Below are 17253 nucleotides of genomic sequence, written 5' to 3'. Positions count from 1 at the left end.
TAAGGGAGGGAGTAAAAAATCCCGCTCAGAATAGCGGGACTGGCAGCTTATTTTTCTTCTTGTTGTGGCATTAAGCGGTAGATATAGATCCCGCTGAGCAGGGTAAACAGCAGCGTCAGCGCCGTCAGGCCGAACACCTTAAAGTTCATCCACACATCCTGCGACAGCCAGAAGGCGACGTAGATGTTCGCCAGGCCGCAGACAAAGAAGAACAGCGCCCAGGCCAGGTTCAGGCGACGCCACGCAAACGCGGGCAGCTGCAGCTCTTTGCCCAGCATCTTCTGGATCAGCGGTTGCTGCATAAAGAAGTGGCTGAACAGCAGCGCGAGGGTGAACAGACCGTAGATAATGGTCACTTTCCACTTGATAAAGTCCGGGTTATGCAGCGCGATGGTCAGGGTGCCGAACACCGCCACCAGGCCAAAGGTCACCAGGCTCATCTTTTCCACCTTGCGGTAGATCATCCAGCCGGCGGCCAGCGCCAGCGCCGAGGCGACGATAAGCGCGCCGGAGGCAACAAAAATGTCGTACATCTTGTAGAACACAAAGAAGACGACCAGCGGGATAAAGTCGAGTAACTGCTTCATAGGGCTTCCAGATTACGGACGGACATGCGTTATCATCATCCAGGAAAATGCCTCCTGTCGAGGCATTCCCGCACAATTAACGTAACAACATGGTCAGTCGTGACAGATAGATAATCAGCAGCGCGGAGACCACGTTGCTCAGGCCGTTCAGCACTACCGATGCCACGTTGGCCGGCAGTATGGTCAGCGACGACGCCAGCAGCATCAGGATCAGCTTGGCGACGATCCACAGCAGCACCGCCGGGGCGACCAGTTTCACATGGCCCCAGACCAGCCGCAGGCTGGCGCGCATGGCGGCAAACACGCCGATCTTCTCATTGACCATAATCATCGGCGACAGCGCCAGCAGCACCGCAAGGATAATCCCCGGCAGTACCAGCACCATAAAGCCGAGCTGGATAACCAGCGTCATCAGGAAGGTCAGCAGCAGCAGGCGCGGCAGCATCGGCGCGGAGGCACCGATCGCCCGCAGGGCGCTGATGCGCTGGCCGCCGGAGACCAGCGGGATCAGGCTCAGCATGCCGCCCAGCAGCAGGGCGTTGCCGATCAGCGCGGCAAAGGTGCCCGCCGCCGAGGCGCGCAGCAGAACCTGCTGCTGCTCCGGCGACATATTCTGCACCATCTCCATCAGCGTGGCGGCCGAGCCGGCGTCGCCCTGGCTGAGGATTGCCATCTGATCGGCTCCCGGCGTCAGCGCCTGGCCGATCATCACGCTGATCAGCGAGGTCAGCATCGCCATCAGCACGATGGTAACTAACTGGTGGCGGAAAAAGTTTCCGGTGTCACGGTATAGCGAGGCCGCCGTGATAGACATGTACTCTCCTTGAAAGAAAACCGATTTAGACCGGAGGATTGTACATGCTCCGGCAAGGTGCTGGCACCTGAATAGACATAACTTTTGATTAATGACGGTGTTAGCGCAGAAGAGGGGCCCACCGCGGTGCGTGGGCAGAATCCGGTCTTAATTAGCGGTGAAAAAAAATCTGTAAATTGATCCAAATCAACTCATTGTTTTATATCAACTTTGCCGCAAATGATCTGCATGACCTTTCCGAAAAAAGAGCGTAAACCTGTGTCGCAACAATTTCTTGTGGCCTTAACGGCTTTCCGTGGAACTTTTACAGGAGTGATCATGAAACTCAGAGCAGCAGTGCTGGCGGTCATCGCCTCTTTACCGGTGGTGGCTTCCGCCCATCAGGCCGGCGACTTCTTTATCCGTGCCGGTTCCGCCACGGTACGCCCGACCGGCGGTTCTGACGACGTGCTCGGCCTCGGTGAATTTAAGGTCAGCAACGACACCCAGCTGGGCCTGACCTTTACTTATATGGCCACCGACAACATCGGCATCGAGCTGCTCGGGGCCACGCCGTTCCGCCACAAGGTTGGCCTGCAGCCGACCGGCACGCTGGCCACCGTTCGCCAGCTGCCGCCAACGCTGATGGCGCAGTGGTACTTTATGGGCAACACCAGCCCGTGGCAGCCGTACGTTGGCGTTGGCGTCAACTACACCATGTTCTACGACACCGACTTTAACCAGACCGGCCGCGCAGCGGGCTTAAGCAACCTCAGCGTGAAAAATTCCTGGGGCGTGGCCGGTCAGGCGGGCCTCGACTACCAGCTGAACGACAGCTGGATGCTTAACGCCTCGCTGTGGTACATGGATATCAACACCAAAGTGCGCTTTGACGCCGGTGACCAGCGCCAGAGCATCGATACCCATATCAACCCGTTTGTGTTCTTCTTTGGGGCGGGCTACAAGTTCTGACCTAAAGTAAGGCATTAAAAAAGGCGCGATTGCTCGCGCCTTCTGTCGGATCATGCTGGTTAGCTGGTGGCCGAATCACCGGTCAGTCGCTCAGTGGGGCAGCAGGCTATCCAGCCAGCATCAGTCACCTTTACTTGATCTGCATATTGTTAACGACCGACTTCACGCCCGCCACGCCCTGCGTGATCTGTACCGCACGCTTAGCCGACTGCGGCGAGCTGACAAAGCCGCTCAGCTGAACGCGGCCTTTAAAGGTCTCCACGTTGATCTCGGTCGACTTAAGTGAATCATCACGCAGCAGTTCACCCTTCACCTTGGTAGTGATGATATACTCACAATCATGAAAAAGGGGAAGTGGGTTCAATCATGAAGATTCCAGTGATTTACATCAGGGTGAGTACCAAAGAACAGGCGTTGAACGGCGGGGGGCTAGAACAGCAGCAGGCAGCGGCACACACCTACATGAACAGCTTACCGGGTCAGTTTGACTTGTCACGCGTTCAGGTACTTATCGATGATGGCGTATCGTCTTACAAAGGGGGAAACCTTACCGAAGGTATGCCCCTCTTCGATTTTGTGGAAGGTTGTAAAGCACGTAAGGATGGTAGTAATTATGCCATCATCGTTTTCTCAGTAGATCGTATTTCGCGAATGAACGTATGGGCCTCGTCTCAGTTTGTAGGGCAGGCGATCATGTCTGGTATAGAGATTCACGATCTGATGACAAGGCAAGTACTCAAAGCTGATGATCAGATAGGTGTACTTCTGAGTTCAATCAACCTTATGCGAGCTAATAGTGAATCTCAGGCAAAATCAATACGTCAGTTGAGCAACATTGAAAGTAGTATTAAAAAATCGATTGAAACAGGTAAGGCATGGCGATGGAAATTGCCACGTTGGTTAACGATTGAAAATGACCAATACGTACTAGTAGATTTTTATGCATCAATGGTGAGGGATGCAATCGATTGGTATATCGAAGGATGGACAAGCGGGCAAATAGTCGCGGAATTGAACAGAACTGGCCGAACTTACGGGGACAAACTTTGGACTTGTGCATACCTTATAAAACTTATTAAGGGTAAAAATATTATCGGTACTATGACCCGCATCAAGGAGGGTGATAAAGCCAATCCAATATATTACGAAAACTTCTACCCGGCTTTAGTTACTACTGAGAAGTACAATGCACTGTTGAGTACCATTGCGAGTGTTAAAGCAGGATATACACACAAACCCAAGTCTACTAAAGGAAGAATCACGAATATAGTATCAGGATTAATCCATTGTGCGGGCTGCGGTGGAGTTATACATATCAACCGTTCTCGTATAGATCAAAAGTACTTCTATTGTTCCCGTAATTATGGAGCGAAAACCTGTAATGAAACTAAAGGGAATTACATATCTTTCGAACGAGCCTTACTAACCCACTTACAGCAGTTTGACCTTTCACAAGTTTTAGGAGTTTCTGCAAATGATGAACGTATACAAGTTGAAACTGAACTAAATGAAGCTCGCGGGATATTGAAAGACGTTGAAAACAGTATCACTAAAAGAAAGGCTATGGGGAAGTTAGTGCAGATGGAAGCACTGGACGCATTGAACGAAACACGCGATAAAGTACATGAACTTGAAAGCAGATTGATTTTTGAGTTCCAGACAGTGGAAGTACCTAAGATTGATTACGATATTGAAAAAATAATACTCGACACTGATAACACTAGAGCTAAGGTCTATAAAGAAATACAAAGTGTTGTTAAAGATATCAAGGTACGCCGCAATGGTAGTACAGCGTACATGCTTATTATCTATAAGAATGATGCAAAACATTTAGTACAGTATTTGAACAAAACAGGGGAAGTGCTCACTAGTGTTTATATTGATGATGACAACATTGATGTGTTTGGTGGGTCAGATGCATTTGCTGATATAGCCCTTATCGTAGGAAGTACCGATAAAGGCTACGACAAGCTAGTTAGAAAGTGATATCAGGTCTGTACGCAAGTTAAATTGATTGATTTGCGTACAATGGGAAAGTAGAGGAAGTCGTAGAACTACTAAATGATGTTTCCATTATGGAGCATTTTTCCTAACTTTTGATAAATAATCAAAAGGGGATGATATGGAATTTCTAATACAATCGGCAGTACTCGCATTCTTAATGATTATATTTGTATTCACGTTTGAGTACATCTACATTGGTTTCATTTTATTTTTAATCTTATGTCTCATATCAGAGGTATTACGAGCGATTTTGATAAATAAAGAAGATAAATGAAACGCTAAAAAATAATGTGGTATAATATCGCTATCTCTACATTAAATAACCCCGTTTGTGACATTACGGGGTTTTTCTCGTCGAGAAATTTAGGGAAAAAGAAATCATTATGGGGAAGTTAAAATGAGTTATAAGAAAGAATCAGAGTTAAAATCAAAGACAATCACGGTAAGACTAACTGAAAGTCAACAGGAGGCTGTAGATAGTCTTATCAGTACAGGTAAAGCTAAAACAAATGCTTCCGCGATCCAGTATTTGATCAACCAGTATATGATTTTAGGAAAGTAACGTACCAGGATGGTACTAACAGAGGAAAGGAATTCCATGAGTAAATTTGAAAAGAAGTTCACATTACAACAAAACGAGTATCTCAGTAGTATTATTGGTGAAATGGAAGTATCCGATGGCGTAACTGCTATCGTAGCATCCGTGGGATCAGGTAAGACTACCGATTTCGTAAACAAGCCAGATGTAATGATTGCCGTACCACTTATCGCTATCAAACAAAGTGAAATTGATAAAGGTGCTAACAATATCTTTACTTGGCAGGCTGCTGTACTAAAGGTACAGGCATCAAATAAATTAGAATTGAGGAATAAAACTTTAGTAGTAGATGAAGCTCATGGTCTATATATGGACTTCAATTATAAACCAGGTGCCATCCGTGATCTGATTGGAATCTTTCAATACTTCAAGTCAGTAGTTATCATGACCGGTACTGCCAGTCCTGAGTACTTCAATAGCTTCCCAATTACACGTGCCTATAGCGTCTATAAGCCACAGAGAGCGGATAAGATACTTAGTACATACCTTTATGACAAAAACGGAAAGGCGGCCTTAGAATCATTTATACACTCACGTATAGGGCAACGTAAGGCTATCGCGTTGGTCAATAACAAAAGTGATTGTAACCAGTTTGTTGAAAGGTATGGTGACAGGGCATTGATAGTAAATGCTGATGAAAAGATGAATGATGATGTTCTAGAGTTATATGCAAGTAGATTGATGGGTGATAAGTGGGATATCATTTTTGGTACTAACTCTATTCGTGAAGGTCTGAGTATTGAGGATAAGTTAGATGAAGTAGATATTTTCATTTTTGGACACACTGACCCCGATGTTATCGAGCAGTTTACCAATAGGTTCCGTAATGTATCAGGTGTGAAGCATGTTCATTACTTTGTTTCTAAGAGTGAAGTACGGGAAATTGCCGACTTCGATATTGAAGCATTTACCGATAATGTATCAAGGTTCGGTAGTTTACTAAATGACTTTTATAAATCTGAAGCAAATGATGATAACTACCGTGAGTATTTGCGTAGTGCCTATAACTCTGAAACTAAAGGTAGTCATTTGCGATATGACAAAGAGTCAGATTCTTTTGAAGTTGATTTGATTTCAATAGATGGTATGTACTATGAACATCGAAAGAAACAAATCCTATCAGATCCAGTACTCTTTGAAAGTAAAATGATGGACTATGATTTCAGTATCAATCCTACTCGCGTGATTTCTGGAGATTCTCAAATCGCACAAGATCTAAAGGATGGTAAGAGAGTAATAAAAGATAAACAACAGTCAGACCGTAAAGAACGTCTTTCAACGATCACTGAAAGTTTCAGTAGTGGAGTTTTCGAATATACTGGCGATGAAGAATATGATTATGTAGTAGATTCTATTAGGAAACTTTTGAAGAAAGGTTTACACCAAGATCAGATTGCTCATGTTATCGATGGAGTAATTGAAGATAAGGAATACATCCGTAAGCGTGTATGGCCTGATTTCAACTATGTAGATTTACAGTCAAATATTCGTAATCAGATTCTGTATTATATTGCCAAGGAATGTCCAGATGATGAACTTCATATGATGGATACCGGAATTTTGGCAAACATGGCTATCGGTACTACTTTGAAAGAATTCTTTATGAATGATGAAGTAGAAATGAAAAAAAATAAGGAGTGGAGATCGTTAGTAGAATGGAGGGGAGGCCAGTTAGTACCTAAAGATGGATGTGAAGTGAAAATCATCAATAGGTACATCACATTGGGTAAACGTAAAGATAAACGAGTATCTGCCAGTACAGACCCGGTTTTGAAAGCGTATCTAAACTACAAGGGAAAAGACCGCTACCAAGTCTATCCAGTCAAGTATACAAATCTGTCTGGGCTTGAGATTGAAAAGATTGAACCGTCAAATGTAGTAGAGTTCGCAGCCAAGACCGAAGCAACGATTTCGGTACTACAGGAGCGTTTACTTGCACTTCGTGCCGTAGCATAAGAAGTATGTACACACCAAAAACATCTTATTATAAAGAAATTATTGTTTTTTGGTGTGTACATGATTACTTTTTAAGCAGTTATACTATTAGATTTAGGAAAAAACGATGACAGAAGAAGAAATGAAGAATCTAATCATGGCAATCCGTGAGCAGAACGACACCGAGAACAGCACAATGGAAATTTTGGCGGCGGTTCTCAAGGCCAAACACAGCGAGAAACAGCACTCAGATGTGTTCAGTTTCCCAAGTGTGCGGCCAAACCAATGAAGTATGTACCCACTGAAAACATCATATTATAAAGAAAATAATGTTTTTTGGTGGGTACATGATTACTTTTTAATTTAAACCGGCAATAAAAAGGCGACCCGAAAGCCGCCCCATGTATTAAGCACACTATTTATTGCCTCAATAGAGGGCAACCCCCATGAAAGAACAATTCCTATATGTACTAAAATTACGAAACTACTACACTGGAAACCGGTACGTAAAAGTTGGTTACAGTGCTGATGTTGAAACGCGTATTATGCAATTAATAAGGAATAATAAACACTTCGAATTTTTAAACATCCAACTTTACCAGCACAAAGAGAAAAAATTAGGGTACTTGTATGATGAAAAGAAATTACATGAGAAGCATAAGAAACACCGGGCAGGGATACACAAAGATTCTATGCCAGATGGGAGTACAGAATGCTATGACTCATTTTACAGTAGTGAGATAACGACAGATTTAGGAAAGATGGGCTATCAATGTGTATTTGATAGTGAAATGATGGCTCAAATCCCCGAACCGATGTTCACGTGGTAGCCTCGTATCAATAGATTTTTAGATTAAACCACTTTATACTCTATAAAATATGTATTAGAACATTAAGTGAGTTGATACATTTTATATATTAAGTGGTTTCTAGCTGTGATGTTATAAAGAGCTAATCTCAAAATTATCTAAGATAGATTCGCAGTAGTTATCAAACTCACTAATTTCACTGACCATTTTCTTTTTCCTATCTACAATTAATTTTATTTTTGTAACTACCATCTCACATCTTTGAGGAATGAGCGAAGAACTCATGTCATGTTGGATTGCTTTTATGTATTGTAAAATCATGAAACATTCATGAGACTGTAGCTCGAAATCGTTTTTAATGCTTCTATGTAGATGGGATTGTCTATGTTTCAATTTCCATCCTAACTTTGATAGAACAATTTCCTTTCTTTTGATATTTGAATAATTTTTTCTCGATTCGATCAATTTTAGTTCTAATTTTTCAATATCTTTAGGGGGCACTATGTGAAGAATGTCGGTTGCATTGAAGTCGTCAATATCTAAAACAAAATCGAAGTTGGCGTAAATACCTTCAAGTGAATTTAATATCTTCTCATGATCGAATAGTATAAGTTCTTTAGAGAGATTAAAAGCATCCTGGTCTTTATGTTTGGCTATCCAGTTAGGGGCTGCCCTAAATGCCATAATGGCTATTATGGTAGTAACTAGCGTGCTAGCAGTGGTAATCCAATCAGATAATGTACCAGCCTGCAAAGAAGGAAATACACTGTTTTTTATCAGAAATAAAGACAAAAGCCAGATAGGTGATAAAAAAATAAAGAGTGCTGACCACAGCAAATACTTGATGGATTTTTTCATAAACAAAAAATTGTGAGGGATTTTCAGTAATTAAATCACAAATCATAGGAGTGGTAAACGGGTTTAAGAATTTGTATCATCCAATCCCCCTTACCTGAACTATCGTCAATCACTGATAGGAAACGTTCTGTCAAACGTCAGGTAAGGGGAACACTCAGAAAGGCAATTCGCACTGGTCTACGAAGTCGTTATCCTGATGTAACTCGGCTACTTGATTTTCACTTCTCAAGTGAAACACTCCTACCATGACTGACTCTATCGGCTCCTGGAACTCAAGCCAGTACATGTTGTGGTAGGTACGTCCGTACCAGAAGGTGTTGTCAGACCGCTGGATGAAGACAACCTCACCATTGACGATACCGCTGCCGGGTAGCTCTGATCCAGCGTATAGAACCGTCATACGCTCCTTCTCCTCGTAGAAGTATTGAATCCCGGTACTTTGACCAGGGTTAAACCCATTCTTACCCATAAAATGCCCTCCGCATGGATGTACTGTATAAATATACAGTTGTTTGGTAGTGTAATCCAATCCGATTTTGAATCCTTAATTATCAGTAAGATAGCTCAGTACGATAAAAATCATTTGTTGTTATGATCAAAATAAATGATCAATAATCTGTTTTTAATCGATAAAACAGGTAAAGGAAATGGAAGCAGTACCTATCAGTACAAAGGACGGCAAGATATTCGCGGTTGAGTTAAGCGGAGGGACACTAGCTGAACAGTTACCAGCAATCGAAAGGAAGAGAGTAGTTTTCGAACATCACCAGCTACTGGCCGTTCTCAAGGTGAGTTACCGCGATGCCCTGTACCTACTGAATATGGATACCAAACTACCGGCATTCGTGCGATTGATGATCTCTGAGGACTTCCCCAATCTTCATGATGGAATGAGTAATGCTCTTCTACGGGATTTGATGAAGTTTGCTCCCTTATGGCTGGGTAACTTAGGGGCAGGGAATAGCAACGTACAGGCACTACAGGATCGTATGTTCGAAGCTGCTGTACTGGATCGTCAGTTCATCTTGGCAAACATCGATAAACAAATCTTTCAATCGGTACTGGTGCAGGGAGGACGTTTCTGCCAGATCATAACCCCAATGCCAACAAATGCCCGTACCTGGACATACGGAATCAGGCCAATCAACTTTGAAAAATTAGAGCTGCTTGTCAGCTAAGGAAAGCTATGAAAAAACTACTACTAACACTACTTCTTCTGTTCACGTTGTCAGGATGTACGACACATAGCTACATGGATACGGCCTATATCGGTACAGTGGAAGGGAAGGTATTAGTTCTGAAGAAGGTAGACTTCATCAGGAATGGGCAGGTAATGTACCGCCCACAGTTCAACACAGATTGCCCGTATGGCGGCCAGTACATAGGAGACTATACAAGCACCAACTGCTACATAAGGGAAAGCCGGATAAGTAACCTTACGCCGTACCGTGAACATAAGCAGGCAGTACCAGAACGTAACGTAAGAACATCATTAGGCTACGTAGAAGAACTACCAGAAGTCCCCGGCGAATACTAATAAATACCCTCATAGAAACACACTATGAGGGTTTTTTTATGCTTATCTACTATCACTACACTAACGGTACTACAACCTCACAGAATGGCGTACAGACAGGATATGAGCCAGATCGCCGTGAGTCCCCGATACACATCCATATCGATCTATCCCCCTATCAAATCCACATTGACCCGTACTACATTTCAGTACAGTACAAATACATAAGACTCATATATGAACAGTATTTCACTGTAGGCCGCTGGCGTTATCCTATCGAAGCAATGCATACCAATGCAGAACGTAAACACTTACAGTACATGCAAGAATTGATTAATAACATGATAAATAATAATACGATTGATGATGAACCTATCAAGGAATGGAAACTACTAAGAGTACTCGATACTCATAAGGACTAACAATGAGAGAATACATTAACGCACCGCATATAATCGAACTACTCAAAGATACACACCCTGATGTACTGGATTACGTCAAGAGTATCGAAGACGAGTTAGTACACATAATGACACTTACACTTACTTTTATGGATGGTAATGATCCTTTAAATAACTCACCGTGGAATAGTATGGATGATTTGAGAGAAGACCTCAATAAATCTATTGAACACATTAATGGATTAAAATAAACAATGTTACTTAATGAGTGATGGAAGGTATTGATATAGTACAAAAAGTATGGATGAGAGTTGAAGTACTTTCGAAAAATAAATTAAAAAATTAATGAAATACGATTGATATATTGAAAATCGATAGGTTCTCCCAGAAAGTTCAAACTCAAACGAGTTTCCGCAGCCCGTGGATTTTCATATATGAAATTCACGGTATATAAAACAAGCAATAAGGAATTAACATGAATACTACTAACACCTTAACACTAACCGAACTTCAAAATAGATACGGTTTTGATGTAAGTGTGATCTCACGCTGGCAGGACAAGGGATTAGATCTAACCTGGCCGGAGGGTCAGATTAGTTCATGGGTAGTACAGAACATTATTACACCTATGCGTAAGACTGACGCCAATCTTAAAAATGAAAAATTGGTTGAAGAAATCCGACTTACAAAAGCGAGGGCAGACCAGCAGGAGATTGATACGAAACGTGCAGCCGACGAGCTTGTACTTGTTGAGGAAGTTGCAGATGAACTGATGCGGTACTGCCTACTGTTCAAAACCAGTATGCGTAATCTGCCAACGCAAATTTACCTAGACCTTGCCGCATTATCAGATGATTCAATTGCCATGCGTAATTTCCTATCGGAAAAGATAGACGAGGTATTAAACGAATTAGGACAATTAGAATATGAAGCACCTAAACCAAAAACTAAAAGAAATTATAAAAAAAGGGACGGAAGCACTAAGGCCGCCACAGAAGATACTACCGAGTGATTGGGTAGAAGAACATACGTACTTTACATCAGGTCCACTAAGACAGAATAAAACTCAATTGTTTTCATTCCAGCGGGAGCCACTTAATCAGATAGTAAATCCGAAAGTACGAAAGATTGTACTGGTAAGTTCAGCCCAACTTTTGAAAACTACAACACTTGTAAATGCCAGCTATTATCTGATGGCTAATAATCCTGCCAATATGTTACATGCAAGTATTACCGGACAAATGCTTAAGAAATTCAAGACCGGCACTTTCGAACAGGGAATCAAGATTAGCAGTACATTAAGTAATCTTGTCACAAGTAAGAGTGCAAGAGACAGTACAAACGATCAACATCAAATTGAAAACCGTGACGGTACAATGACCTATTTTGCAAGTCTAGGGGCACCATCACAACTACGTGCAGTAAGTGCAAAGTACCTTTTCCTTGATGAAATATCGGGAGCTACTGAAACAGATGAAGGTGATCCGATTACGTTAGTATCGCAACGTGCGGCAACCTTTAATGATTCTTTAATCATGATGGCGAGTACTCCAATTCATCCAACAGATCCAATCATGATTGAATATAACAAATCAGATATGCGTAAGTTCTTTGTAAACTGCCCGCACTGCAATCATGAGCATACACTAGAATGGGAGAACATTAAATTTGAATGGGATGTAATTGAAGGTGGTCGCCGTAAAAAAGCAAATGCAGAATCAGCCCGGTTAGAATGTCCATCATGTAAAGCTACTATCACCGATGTTGAACGTCACCGAATTGTACGGGATGGCAGATGGATTGCAACACGGCCAGAAGTAATCGATACAGTGGGCTATAACGTTAGCCGTATCTATTCCCCTTTATCTTCAATTAAAAAGATTGTACAAGATTTTTCAGATGCACACTTTAACTTCGATTTGCGTACTTTCGTCAACACTAGCTTAGGTCGCCCATACGAAGATGCAGTGAATAAGGAAATCGATTTAACGCTACTGGAAAACCAGCGTGACGATTCATTCAACATTCGAAACATACCTGATGATTGCCTAGGTTTATTCTGCGGTATTGACGTTCAGTTAGACCGTATCGAATGTACTACCATCGGCATTACCGATAATGAGAAAAAGATTTATGTACTCGATCACCGTAGCTTCCATGCAGTAGACACAACTAAACGGGAAAGCCCAGCTTACCGCGAACTTATCCAGTTTCTGAAGTATGACTTTAAGACGGTCAACGGTAAGCCTGTAAGACGTTTTACGGGGTTCATTGATGCCGGAGACGGTAAGTCTACCAATACAGTACAAGCGATTGCAGGGCAGTACAGGCAGCATGGTGACACTGTTCTACGTGCGATCAAGGGTGACGGCCAGGTACATGCCGAATTGTTCCGACGCCGTAAATCAAGTGGCAAATCTTTGATACTACTGAACGTCAATGAAGGCAAGAACATGATAGCCAAATTGATAAGCCAGTCAGTCACTGAACAGCATGGTGACTATGCATCGAACATTTACTTTTCGGCAAGTCTACCAGATGACTACTTTCTTCAGATTACTTCAGAGAAACGTATATTCAAGAATGGTAGCTATGTATGGGAAAAGAAATCTAAATCGAATAATGATCGTAACGAATGTTGGGATACTTTGAACTATGCATTTATTTCAGTACGTTGGTTACTATCCCGATTGAATGCAAATCCATTCAAAGAACTTCGAATATATAACAGTAACAATCTGAAGAAAATAGAATCAACTGACAGTACAGATATTGATTACTCAGATGTAGATGTAAGTAATGAAGATACACCAGTACAGGCACAACCTGATAAATATAAAGTACCTAATCGGAAACGAAGATCATTCATACAGAAGTCCGACAAACTATACTTTAACTAAGGAAAAGAAATGGCACCACGTAAATTAGTAGCAACTAATTCCGGGCGTCAAACAGATTTCACAGACCAGATTTACATCGGGGAAACCATTCAACCGTCATTCCCCGAAGGTAGTTCAATTGAAATCATTGACTCAGCGGCAAATCGCTACACATTCCAATACCCATACAGCACTATCAAAACCGATACGTGGGCTGAAGGTATGGCAACAATTATTATTAAGACCAGTACAAATACGGTGCGGTACTTCCAGATCATCGATCCAATCAGTACCGCAGACAAATACAATCAACTTATGAAAATCCTAAATGAGATTGACAAAGTTATTGAAAGTCGCCTATCCGGCGGTGGTCAAATTTCAATCACAATAAATAACAAGACATTGACCAATGAATCACTATCACAATTATATCTAATTCGTGCTTCATACGTCAATCGAATCAATGCTGAACTTGCAAAGATTAAGGGTAAAAATCCTGACAATCCGATCAAGAGTATTACGAACTTTAAAGGATACCGCTAATGAGTAAAAAGAATGGAAAGGGTAAGCGTGAACAGCTTGTAAGCAATCCAACGATGAAACGTGAATTGCAATCTATCCGTACTTCCCAAAACAGTGTACGCGGTTTAGGTCTAGGTGCGGCATACATTGATTACAATCTGAATGCAATGATTAATACTCGCCTGCAATCATTGGTAATAGAGTCCCGTACTTTAGTGACACATAATCCAATTGCCAATAAATATTGTCGCGAAAGTGCAAATGCGGTAGCAGGTGCAGACGGTATCTACATTCGCCCGAATATTACTATGTATGAGGATGAAAACGAGAACATTAAATTATCTCAGGAGCTTGAGAGACGTTTTGATAATTGGTCAGAAGACCCGGCAGCATTTGATATTTGCGGTAGTTTGAACTTTGCATCATTTCAAAACCTACTGGAATATGAACGTGCCAGTACCGGAGAATGTTTTGTACGAATTCATAAGCGAGATACTGGCCTATACGTCGAACTTATTCAAGGTTCGCGAGTACCTATCAATAACAACAAGCTACTGGACGATGGCCGATATGTAAGTAACGGTATTGAATTTAGTCCAGAAGGTAAACCGATTGCATACTATATCAGTCGATATAATCCTAGTACCTACTCATATGAATATTCAAATCCTGAACGTGTTGAAGCCAGTGAAATTCTACACTACTTCATTCCTCAACAGGCAAAGCAGGAGCGAGGATTGCCAGACATTCTACCAGGCAAAGAGCTACTAAGAGAACTTGATAGCTTCCTTGAGGCAAGTCTAATTACAAAGAAAATCGGTAGTGCAGTAATGGCATTCATTGAAAATGATTTAGGCAACAAGGATGAAGACAACGTAGATCTAAATCAAGGTGTTCCGAACTACTTCGAAAATGAGACATTGGAACCGGGTTCAATCGTTGAACTAAACGCAGGACAGACATTAAAAGACTTCAACCCAAAAGCAGCTACTGACGGCGTGAAAGACTATGTAGACCAGCAATTGACTTTGATTGCCATATCACTAGGTATCACTAAACAGAGCCTTACAGGGGACACTGCCGGGGCAAGTTACTCAGCCGCACGTTTGAGCGACAAGATCCAATTGAATACATATCAGACTCGTATTAATCAATTGAAGTACCGAGTACTCAAGCCTTTATATCGCATTTGGTTATCGTATGAATTACTAAATAATAATGACTTAGGTCTGAGTTTTAGCGATTTTGATAGTTTGCTCGAAGCACAGTATCACAGTCAACGCCAAGTTTCCTTAGATCCATTGAAGGATGCTCAATATGAAACACTACTTCTAAGCTACGGATTAAAGAGTAAAGCAGAAATCATTGCAGAATCTGGAAGAGATCCGGCAGTTATATTTGCTCAAATTGAAGCTGAGAAACAGGATGGAGAACTAAATACAATTAATGACAAGGTAATAACTAATGAAGAAGAAAATGAATCTGATGAAGAATCAGATGAAGAGGGAAATCAATCTAGCGAAGATATCTAATAGTATCGATCTAGAATCCCGTACTGTTCAAATCTCTTTCATGTCAGAAGCACCTGTAAAACGTTTCATTGATGGCAACATGTATGACGAGGTGTTAATTACTACACCTCAAACTGTAGACCTTTCAAGACTAAATAACGGTGCAGCACTTCTATTCAATCACAATCTTGATGATTTGATTGGAGTAGTCGAACGTGCATGGATTGACGAGGATCGAGTAGGTAGGGCAGTAGTACGTTTCAGTAATACTAAATACTCAGATGATAAATTCAAGCAGGTTATTGAAGGTGTACTTACACATATTAGCGTAGGTTACAACATCGATAATTACTATCAAGAAGGTAATACCCTCTACGTAGATAAGTTAACTCCCTTTGAATTATCGTTTGTATCCGTACCTGCTGATGTTAATGCAGGAGTTGGAAGATCACTAAACACAAATGAAGAAATGAAGGAAAACAAAATGAATGAACAAGAACATTCTGACGATATCGAATTACGGGCAGAAGAAACTGACGCAGAAGAAGTTGAAGTAGAAGCGGAAGAAGAAGTAAAGCCAGAAGATAGCGGTACTGAAACTGAAACTGAAACGGAAGAAGATTCTGAAGAAGAAGATGAAGTAGAAGCAGAACGTCAACTACAAGAAGTTCGTAAAGCAATCAAACTTGCAAAACGAAATCAGGTAGCACAGGAAGCACTAAATAAAGCACAGGCAGAACTTGATCAAATTAATGATTCAGCACGTCGCCGTGAAATTGAAAGCATTGCCAAGGTATTCAACGTAGATTCCGCCGAAGCGATAAATAATAAAGTATCTGTAGATGAATTTAAACGTTCTATCGATGCGAAGAAAGAAAAAACTATTACCCCAAAGGAAAATAAAGAAATGACTAAACAAACTCGTACCATTGATGTACTTGCGGCAAATGCACTAAATCCAGCCGTTGATATTTCTGGTCTAAAAACTAATGGCCGTGGCTTCGAAGTCACTTCAGCCGAACTTGCACAAGGTCTACGTGCTAGCACCACTACTACCACCGCTGCCGGTGCAATTGAAACTAACTACTCTGATGACTTCATTCGCCCGCTATTGGCGGAATCGATTCTAGGCCGTCTGAATGTAGAAGTTCTAACTGGCATGGGTAATCGTGAATTTACCATTCCACGTCTAACCAGCCTAGACAGTACCTCATCTTTCCGTTTCTATGCAGAAGGTGAAGAGATTGAAACTACCGCAGCACACTTTGACCAGGTTGTACTAAAGCCTCGTATCTTTGCAGGTGAGATTCCAGTAACCAAGAGTCTACAACTTTCAAGTCCAAATATCGGTACTTACATTCAACGTGCTCTACTTGAGAACGTAGGTCATAGTCTTGAGAAAGCTATCATTGCAGAAGTTGAAGATACTGCAACTAAAATGACTACCGCTGCATCTGGCGTACTTGACGAAGCTGATATTGAATCTGCGATTCAGAAATTACTAGAATCTAATATTCGTACCAAAGATTCCGTTGCAGTATGTTCACCTTCGATGTATGCCCGTCTACGTCAAACCGCATTCCTATCGAATATTGCAGGCGTTGCACTAGCTCAAGGTATGCGTTTCTCAGATTCTCAGTGGCTATGTGAAGAAATTCCTCTAATTGTCTCTAACTTTGTTGCAGATGGCACCATCCTTATGGGTAATTTCTCATTCGTAACTATCGCACAATTTGAGTCACAGTATCTCGATGTGGACACCACAACTTTACGTAATCGTCTGACCACGATTTACCGTCTAGTTGCTGCACTAGATGTTGTACAGAAGCATCCAGAGTCTGTAATCCAACTTTCTGTGAAGGCATAAA

Annotated in this window: 17 protein-coding genes and 1 pseudogene; 13 read left to right on the top strand and 5 right to left on the bottom strand. The window is 41.8% G+C overall.

Features of this window, described 5'->3' with window-relative positions:
- Window positions 1–47: 47 nt before the first annotated feature.
- Together GKQ23_RS13210 and GKQ23_RS13205 are read right to left on the bottom strand one after the other, a co-directional pair.
- Window positions 48–587 carry a septation protein A gene (locus GKQ23_RS13210; RefSeq protein ID WP_056242444.1) on the bottom strand — a complete coding sequence of 180 codons (540 nt, stop codon included), beginning with the start codon at window positions 585–587 and terminating at the stop codon, window positions 48–50.
- A 76-nt stretch (window positions 588–663) separates the two neighbouring features.
- Window positions 664–1401: a YciC family protein gene (locus GKQ23_RS13205; protein ID WP_212408476.1), complete on the bottom strand. Its 738-nt coding sequence runs from the start codon at window positions 1399–1401 to the stop codon at window positions 664–666.
- 318 nt (window positions 1402–1719) lie between these two features.
- On the opposite strand from GKQ23_RS13205, the gene ompW reads away from it, so the two are divergent.
- Window positions 1720–2352, top strand: a complete 633-nt coding sequence (gene ompW, locus GKQ23_RS13200; RefSeq protein WP_056242450.1) for an outer membrane protein OmpW — start codon at window positions 1720–1722, stop codon at window positions 2350–2352.
- A 130-nt stretch (window positions 2353–2482) separates the two neighbouring features.
- On the opposite strand, the pseudogene GKQ23_RS13195 reads toward ompW, so the two are convergent.
- Window positions 2483–2680, bottom strand: a pseudogene (locus GKQ23_RS13195) (BON domain-containing protein); the annotation flags it as partial.
- 38 nt (window positions 2681–2718) lie between these two features.
- Here GKQ23_RS13195 and GKQ23_RS13190 point away from each other — a divergent pair.
- The 5 genes from GKQ23_RS13190 (at window position 2719) to GKQ23_RS13170 (ending at window position 7719) form a co-directional block, all read left to right on the top strand.
- Window positions 2719–4338 (top strand): recombinase family protein, encoded by a 1620-nt coding sequence (locus GKQ23_RS13190; RefSeq protein WP_212408474.1) that lies wholly within the window; start codon window positions 2719–2721, stop codon window positions 4336–4338.
- Window positions 4339–4753: 415 nt separating this feature from the next.
- Window positions 4754–4918 carry a hypothetical protein gene (locus tag GKQ23_RS13185; RefSeq protein WP_212408473.1) on the top strand — a complete coding sequence of 55 codons (165 nt, stop codon included), beginning with the start codon at window positions 4754–4756 and terminating at the stop codon, window positions 4916–4918.
- Between the two features lie 36 nt (window positions 4919–4954).
- The gene (locus GKQ23_RS13180; protein WP_212408472.1) at window positions 4955–6910 is read left to right on the top strand and encodes a hypothetical protein; all 1956 of its coding nucleotides are present in this window, start codon (window positions 4955–4957) and stop codon (window positions 6908–6910) included.
- A 106-nt stretch (window positions 6911–7016) separates the two neighbouring features.
- The gene (locus GKQ23_RS13175; protein ID WP_212408471.1) at window positions 7017–7178 is read left to right on the top strand and encodes a hypothetical protein; all 162 of its coding nucleotides are present in this window, start codon (window positions 7017–7019) and stop codon (window positions 7176–7178) included.
- A gap of 157 nt (window positions 7179–7335) precedes the next feature.
- Window positions 7336–7719, top strand: a complete 384-nt coding sequence (locus GKQ23_RS13170) for a hypothetical protein (RefSeq protein ID WP_212408470.1) — start codon at window positions 7336–7338, stop codon at window positions 7717–7719.
- Between the two features lie 111 nt (window positions 7720–7830).
- Here GKQ23_RS13170 and GKQ23_RS13165 read toward each other — a convergent pair whose 3' ends face one another.
- Complete coding sequence (locus GKQ23_RS13165; protein WP_212408469.1) at window positions 7831–8556, bottom strand: hypothetical protein; 726 nt, start codon at window positions 8554–8556, stop codon at window positions 7831–7833.
- 154 nt (window positions 8557–8710) lie between these two features.
- The gene (locus tag GKQ23_RS13160) at window positions 8711–9025 is read right to left on the bottom strand and encodes a hypothetical protein (RefSeq protein ID WP_212408468.1); all 315 of its coding nucleotides are present in this window, start codon (window positions 9023–9025) and stop codon (window positions 8711–8713) included.
- A 178-nt stretch (window positions 9026–9203) separates the two neighbouring features.
- On the opposite strand from GKQ23_RS13160, the gene GKQ23_RS13155 reads away from it, so the two are divergent.
- From GKQ23_RS13155 to GKQ23_RS13125, 7 genes are all read left to right on the top strand, one after another.
- On the top strand, window positions 9204–9734 hold the full coding sequence (locus tag GKQ23_RS13155; protein ID WP_212408467.1) for a hypothetical protein: 531 nt from the start codon (window positions 9204–9206) through the stop codon (window positions 9732–9734).
- Between the two features lie 8 nt (window positions 9735–9742).
- Window positions 9743–10093 carry a lipoprotein gene (locus GKQ23_RS13150; protein WP_212408466.1) on the top strand — a complete coding sequence of 117 codons (351 nt, stop codon included), beginning with the start codon at window positions 9743–9745 and terminating at the stop codon, window positions 10091–10093.
- Window positions 10094–10948: 855 nt separating this feature from the next.
- On the top strand, window positions 10949–11485 hold the full coding sequence (locus GKQ23_RS13145; protein ID WP_212408465.1) for a hypothetical protein: 537 nt from the start codon (window positions 10949–10951) through the stop codon (window positions 11483–11485).
- The gene (locus GKQ23_RS13140) at window positions 11400–13373 is read left to right on the top strand and encodes a terminase gpA endonuclease subunit (RefSeq protein ID WP_212408464.1); all 1974 of its coding nucleotides are present in this window, start codon (window positions 11400–11402) and stop codon (window positions 13371–13373) included. The genes GKQ23_RS13145 and GKQ23_RS13140 overlap by 86 nt, the downstream gene beginning before the upstream one ends.
- A gap of 9 nt (window positions 13374–13382) precedes the next feature.
- Window positions 13383–13895, top strand: a complete 513-nt coding sequence (locus tag GKQ23_RS13135) for a hypothetical protein (RefSeq protein ID WP_212408463.1) — start codon at window positions 13383–13385, stop codon at window positions 13893–13895.
- Entirely contained in the window at window positions 13895–15406 is a 1512-nt protein-coding gene (locus GKQ23_RS13130; RefSeq protein WP_212408462.1) for a phage portal protein, read from the top strand. The genes GKQ23_RS13135 and GKQ23_RS13130 overlap by 1 nt, the downstream gene beginning before the upstream one ends.
- Window positions 15339–17252 carry an HK97 family phage prohead protease gene (locus GKQ23_RS13125; protein WP_249168406.1) on the top strand — a complete coding sequence of 638 codons (1914 nt, stop codon included), beginning with the start codon at window positions 15339–15341 and terminating at the stop codon, window positions 17250–17252. The genes GKQ23_RS13130 and GKQ23_RS13125 overlap by 68 nt, the downstream gene beginning before the upstream one ends.
- Window position 17253: the final 1 nt, after the last annotated feature.

The sequence above is a fragment of the Erwinia sp. E602 genome, from assembly GCF_018141005.1.
In the GTDB taxonomy this organism is placed as follows: Bacteria; Pseudomonadota; Gammaproteobacteria; order Enterobacterales; family Enterobacteriaceae; genus Erwinia.
The sequence above is the reverse complement of the archived record's forward strand: the minus strand, read 5'-3'. Positions and strand labels throughout refer to the sequence as shown.

Excerpts from the sequence above, each read along its gene's own strand:
- GKQ23_RS13185 (WP_212408473.1), top strand. The coding sequence starts at position 4,754 with ATGAGTTATAAGAAAGAATCAGAGTTAAAATCAAAGACAATCACGGTA.
- GKQ23_RS13140 (WP_212408464.1), top strand. The coding sequence starts at position 11,400 with ATGAAGCACCTAAACCAAAAACTAAAAGAAATTATAAAAAAAGGGACG.
- GKQ23_RS13165 (WP_212408469.1), bottom strand. The coding sequence starts at position 8,556 with ATGAAAAAATCCATCAAGTATTTGCTGTGGTCAGCACTCTTTATTTTT.
- GKQ23_RS13205 (WP_212408476.1), bottom strand. The coding sequence starts at position 1,401 with ATGTCTATCACGGCGGCCTCGCTATACCGTGACACCGGAAACTTTTTC.
- GKQ23_RS13145 (WP_212408465.1), top strand. The coding sequence starts at position 10,949 with ATGAATACTACTAACACCTTAACACTAACCGAACTTCAAAATAGATAC.
- GKQ23_RS13210 (WP_056242444.1), bottom strand. The coding sequence starts at position 587 with ATGAAGCAGTTACTCGACTTTATCCCGCTGGTCGTCTTCTTTGTGTTC.
- ompW (WP_056242450.1), top strand. The coding sequence starts at position 1,720 with ATGAAACTCAGAGCAGCAGTGCTGGCGGTCATCGCCTCTTTACCGGTG.
- GKQ23_RS13150 (WP_212408466.1), top strand. The coding sequence starts at position 9,743 with ATGAAAAAACTACTACTAACACTACTTCTTCTGTTCACGTTGTCAGGA.
- GKQ23_RS13125 (WP_249168406.1), top strand. The coding sequence starts at position 15,339 with ATGAAGAAGAAAATGAATCTGATGAAGAATCAGATGAAGAGGGAAATC.
- GKQ23_RS13190 (WP_212408474.1), top strand. The coding sequence starts at position 2,719 with ATGAAGATTCCAGTGATTTACATCAGGGTGAGTACCAAAGAACAGGCG.
- GKQ23_RS13155 (WP_212408467.1), top strand. The coding sequence starts at position 9,204 with ATGGAAGCAGTACCTATCAGTACAAAGGACGGCAAGATATTCGCGGTT.
- GKQ23_RS13180 (WP_212408472.1), top strand. The coding sequence starts at position 4,955 with ATGAGTAAATTTGAAAAGAAGTTCACATTACAACAAAACGAGTATCTC.
- GKQ23_RS13130 (WP_212408462.1), top strand. The coding sequence starts at position 13,895 with ATGAGTAAAAAGAATGGAAAGGGTAAGCGTGAACAGCTTGTAAGCAAT.
- GKQ23_RS13135 (WP_212408463.1), top strand. The coding sequence starts at position 13,383 with ATGGCACCACGTAAATTAGTAGCAACTAATTCCGGGCGTCAAACAGAT.
- GKQ23_RS13170 (WP_212408470.1), top strand. The coding sequence starts at position 7,336 with ATGAAAGAACAATTCCTATATGTACTAAAATTACGAAACTACTACACT.
- GKQ23_RS13160 (WP_212408468.1), bottom strand. The coding sequence starts at position 9,025 with ATGGGTAAGAATGGGTTTAACCCTGGTCAAAGTACCGGGATTCAATAC.
- GKQ23_RS13175 (WP_212408471.1), top strand. The coding sequence starts at position 7,017 with ATGACAGAAGAAGAAATGAAGAATCTAATCATGGCAATCCGTGAGCAG.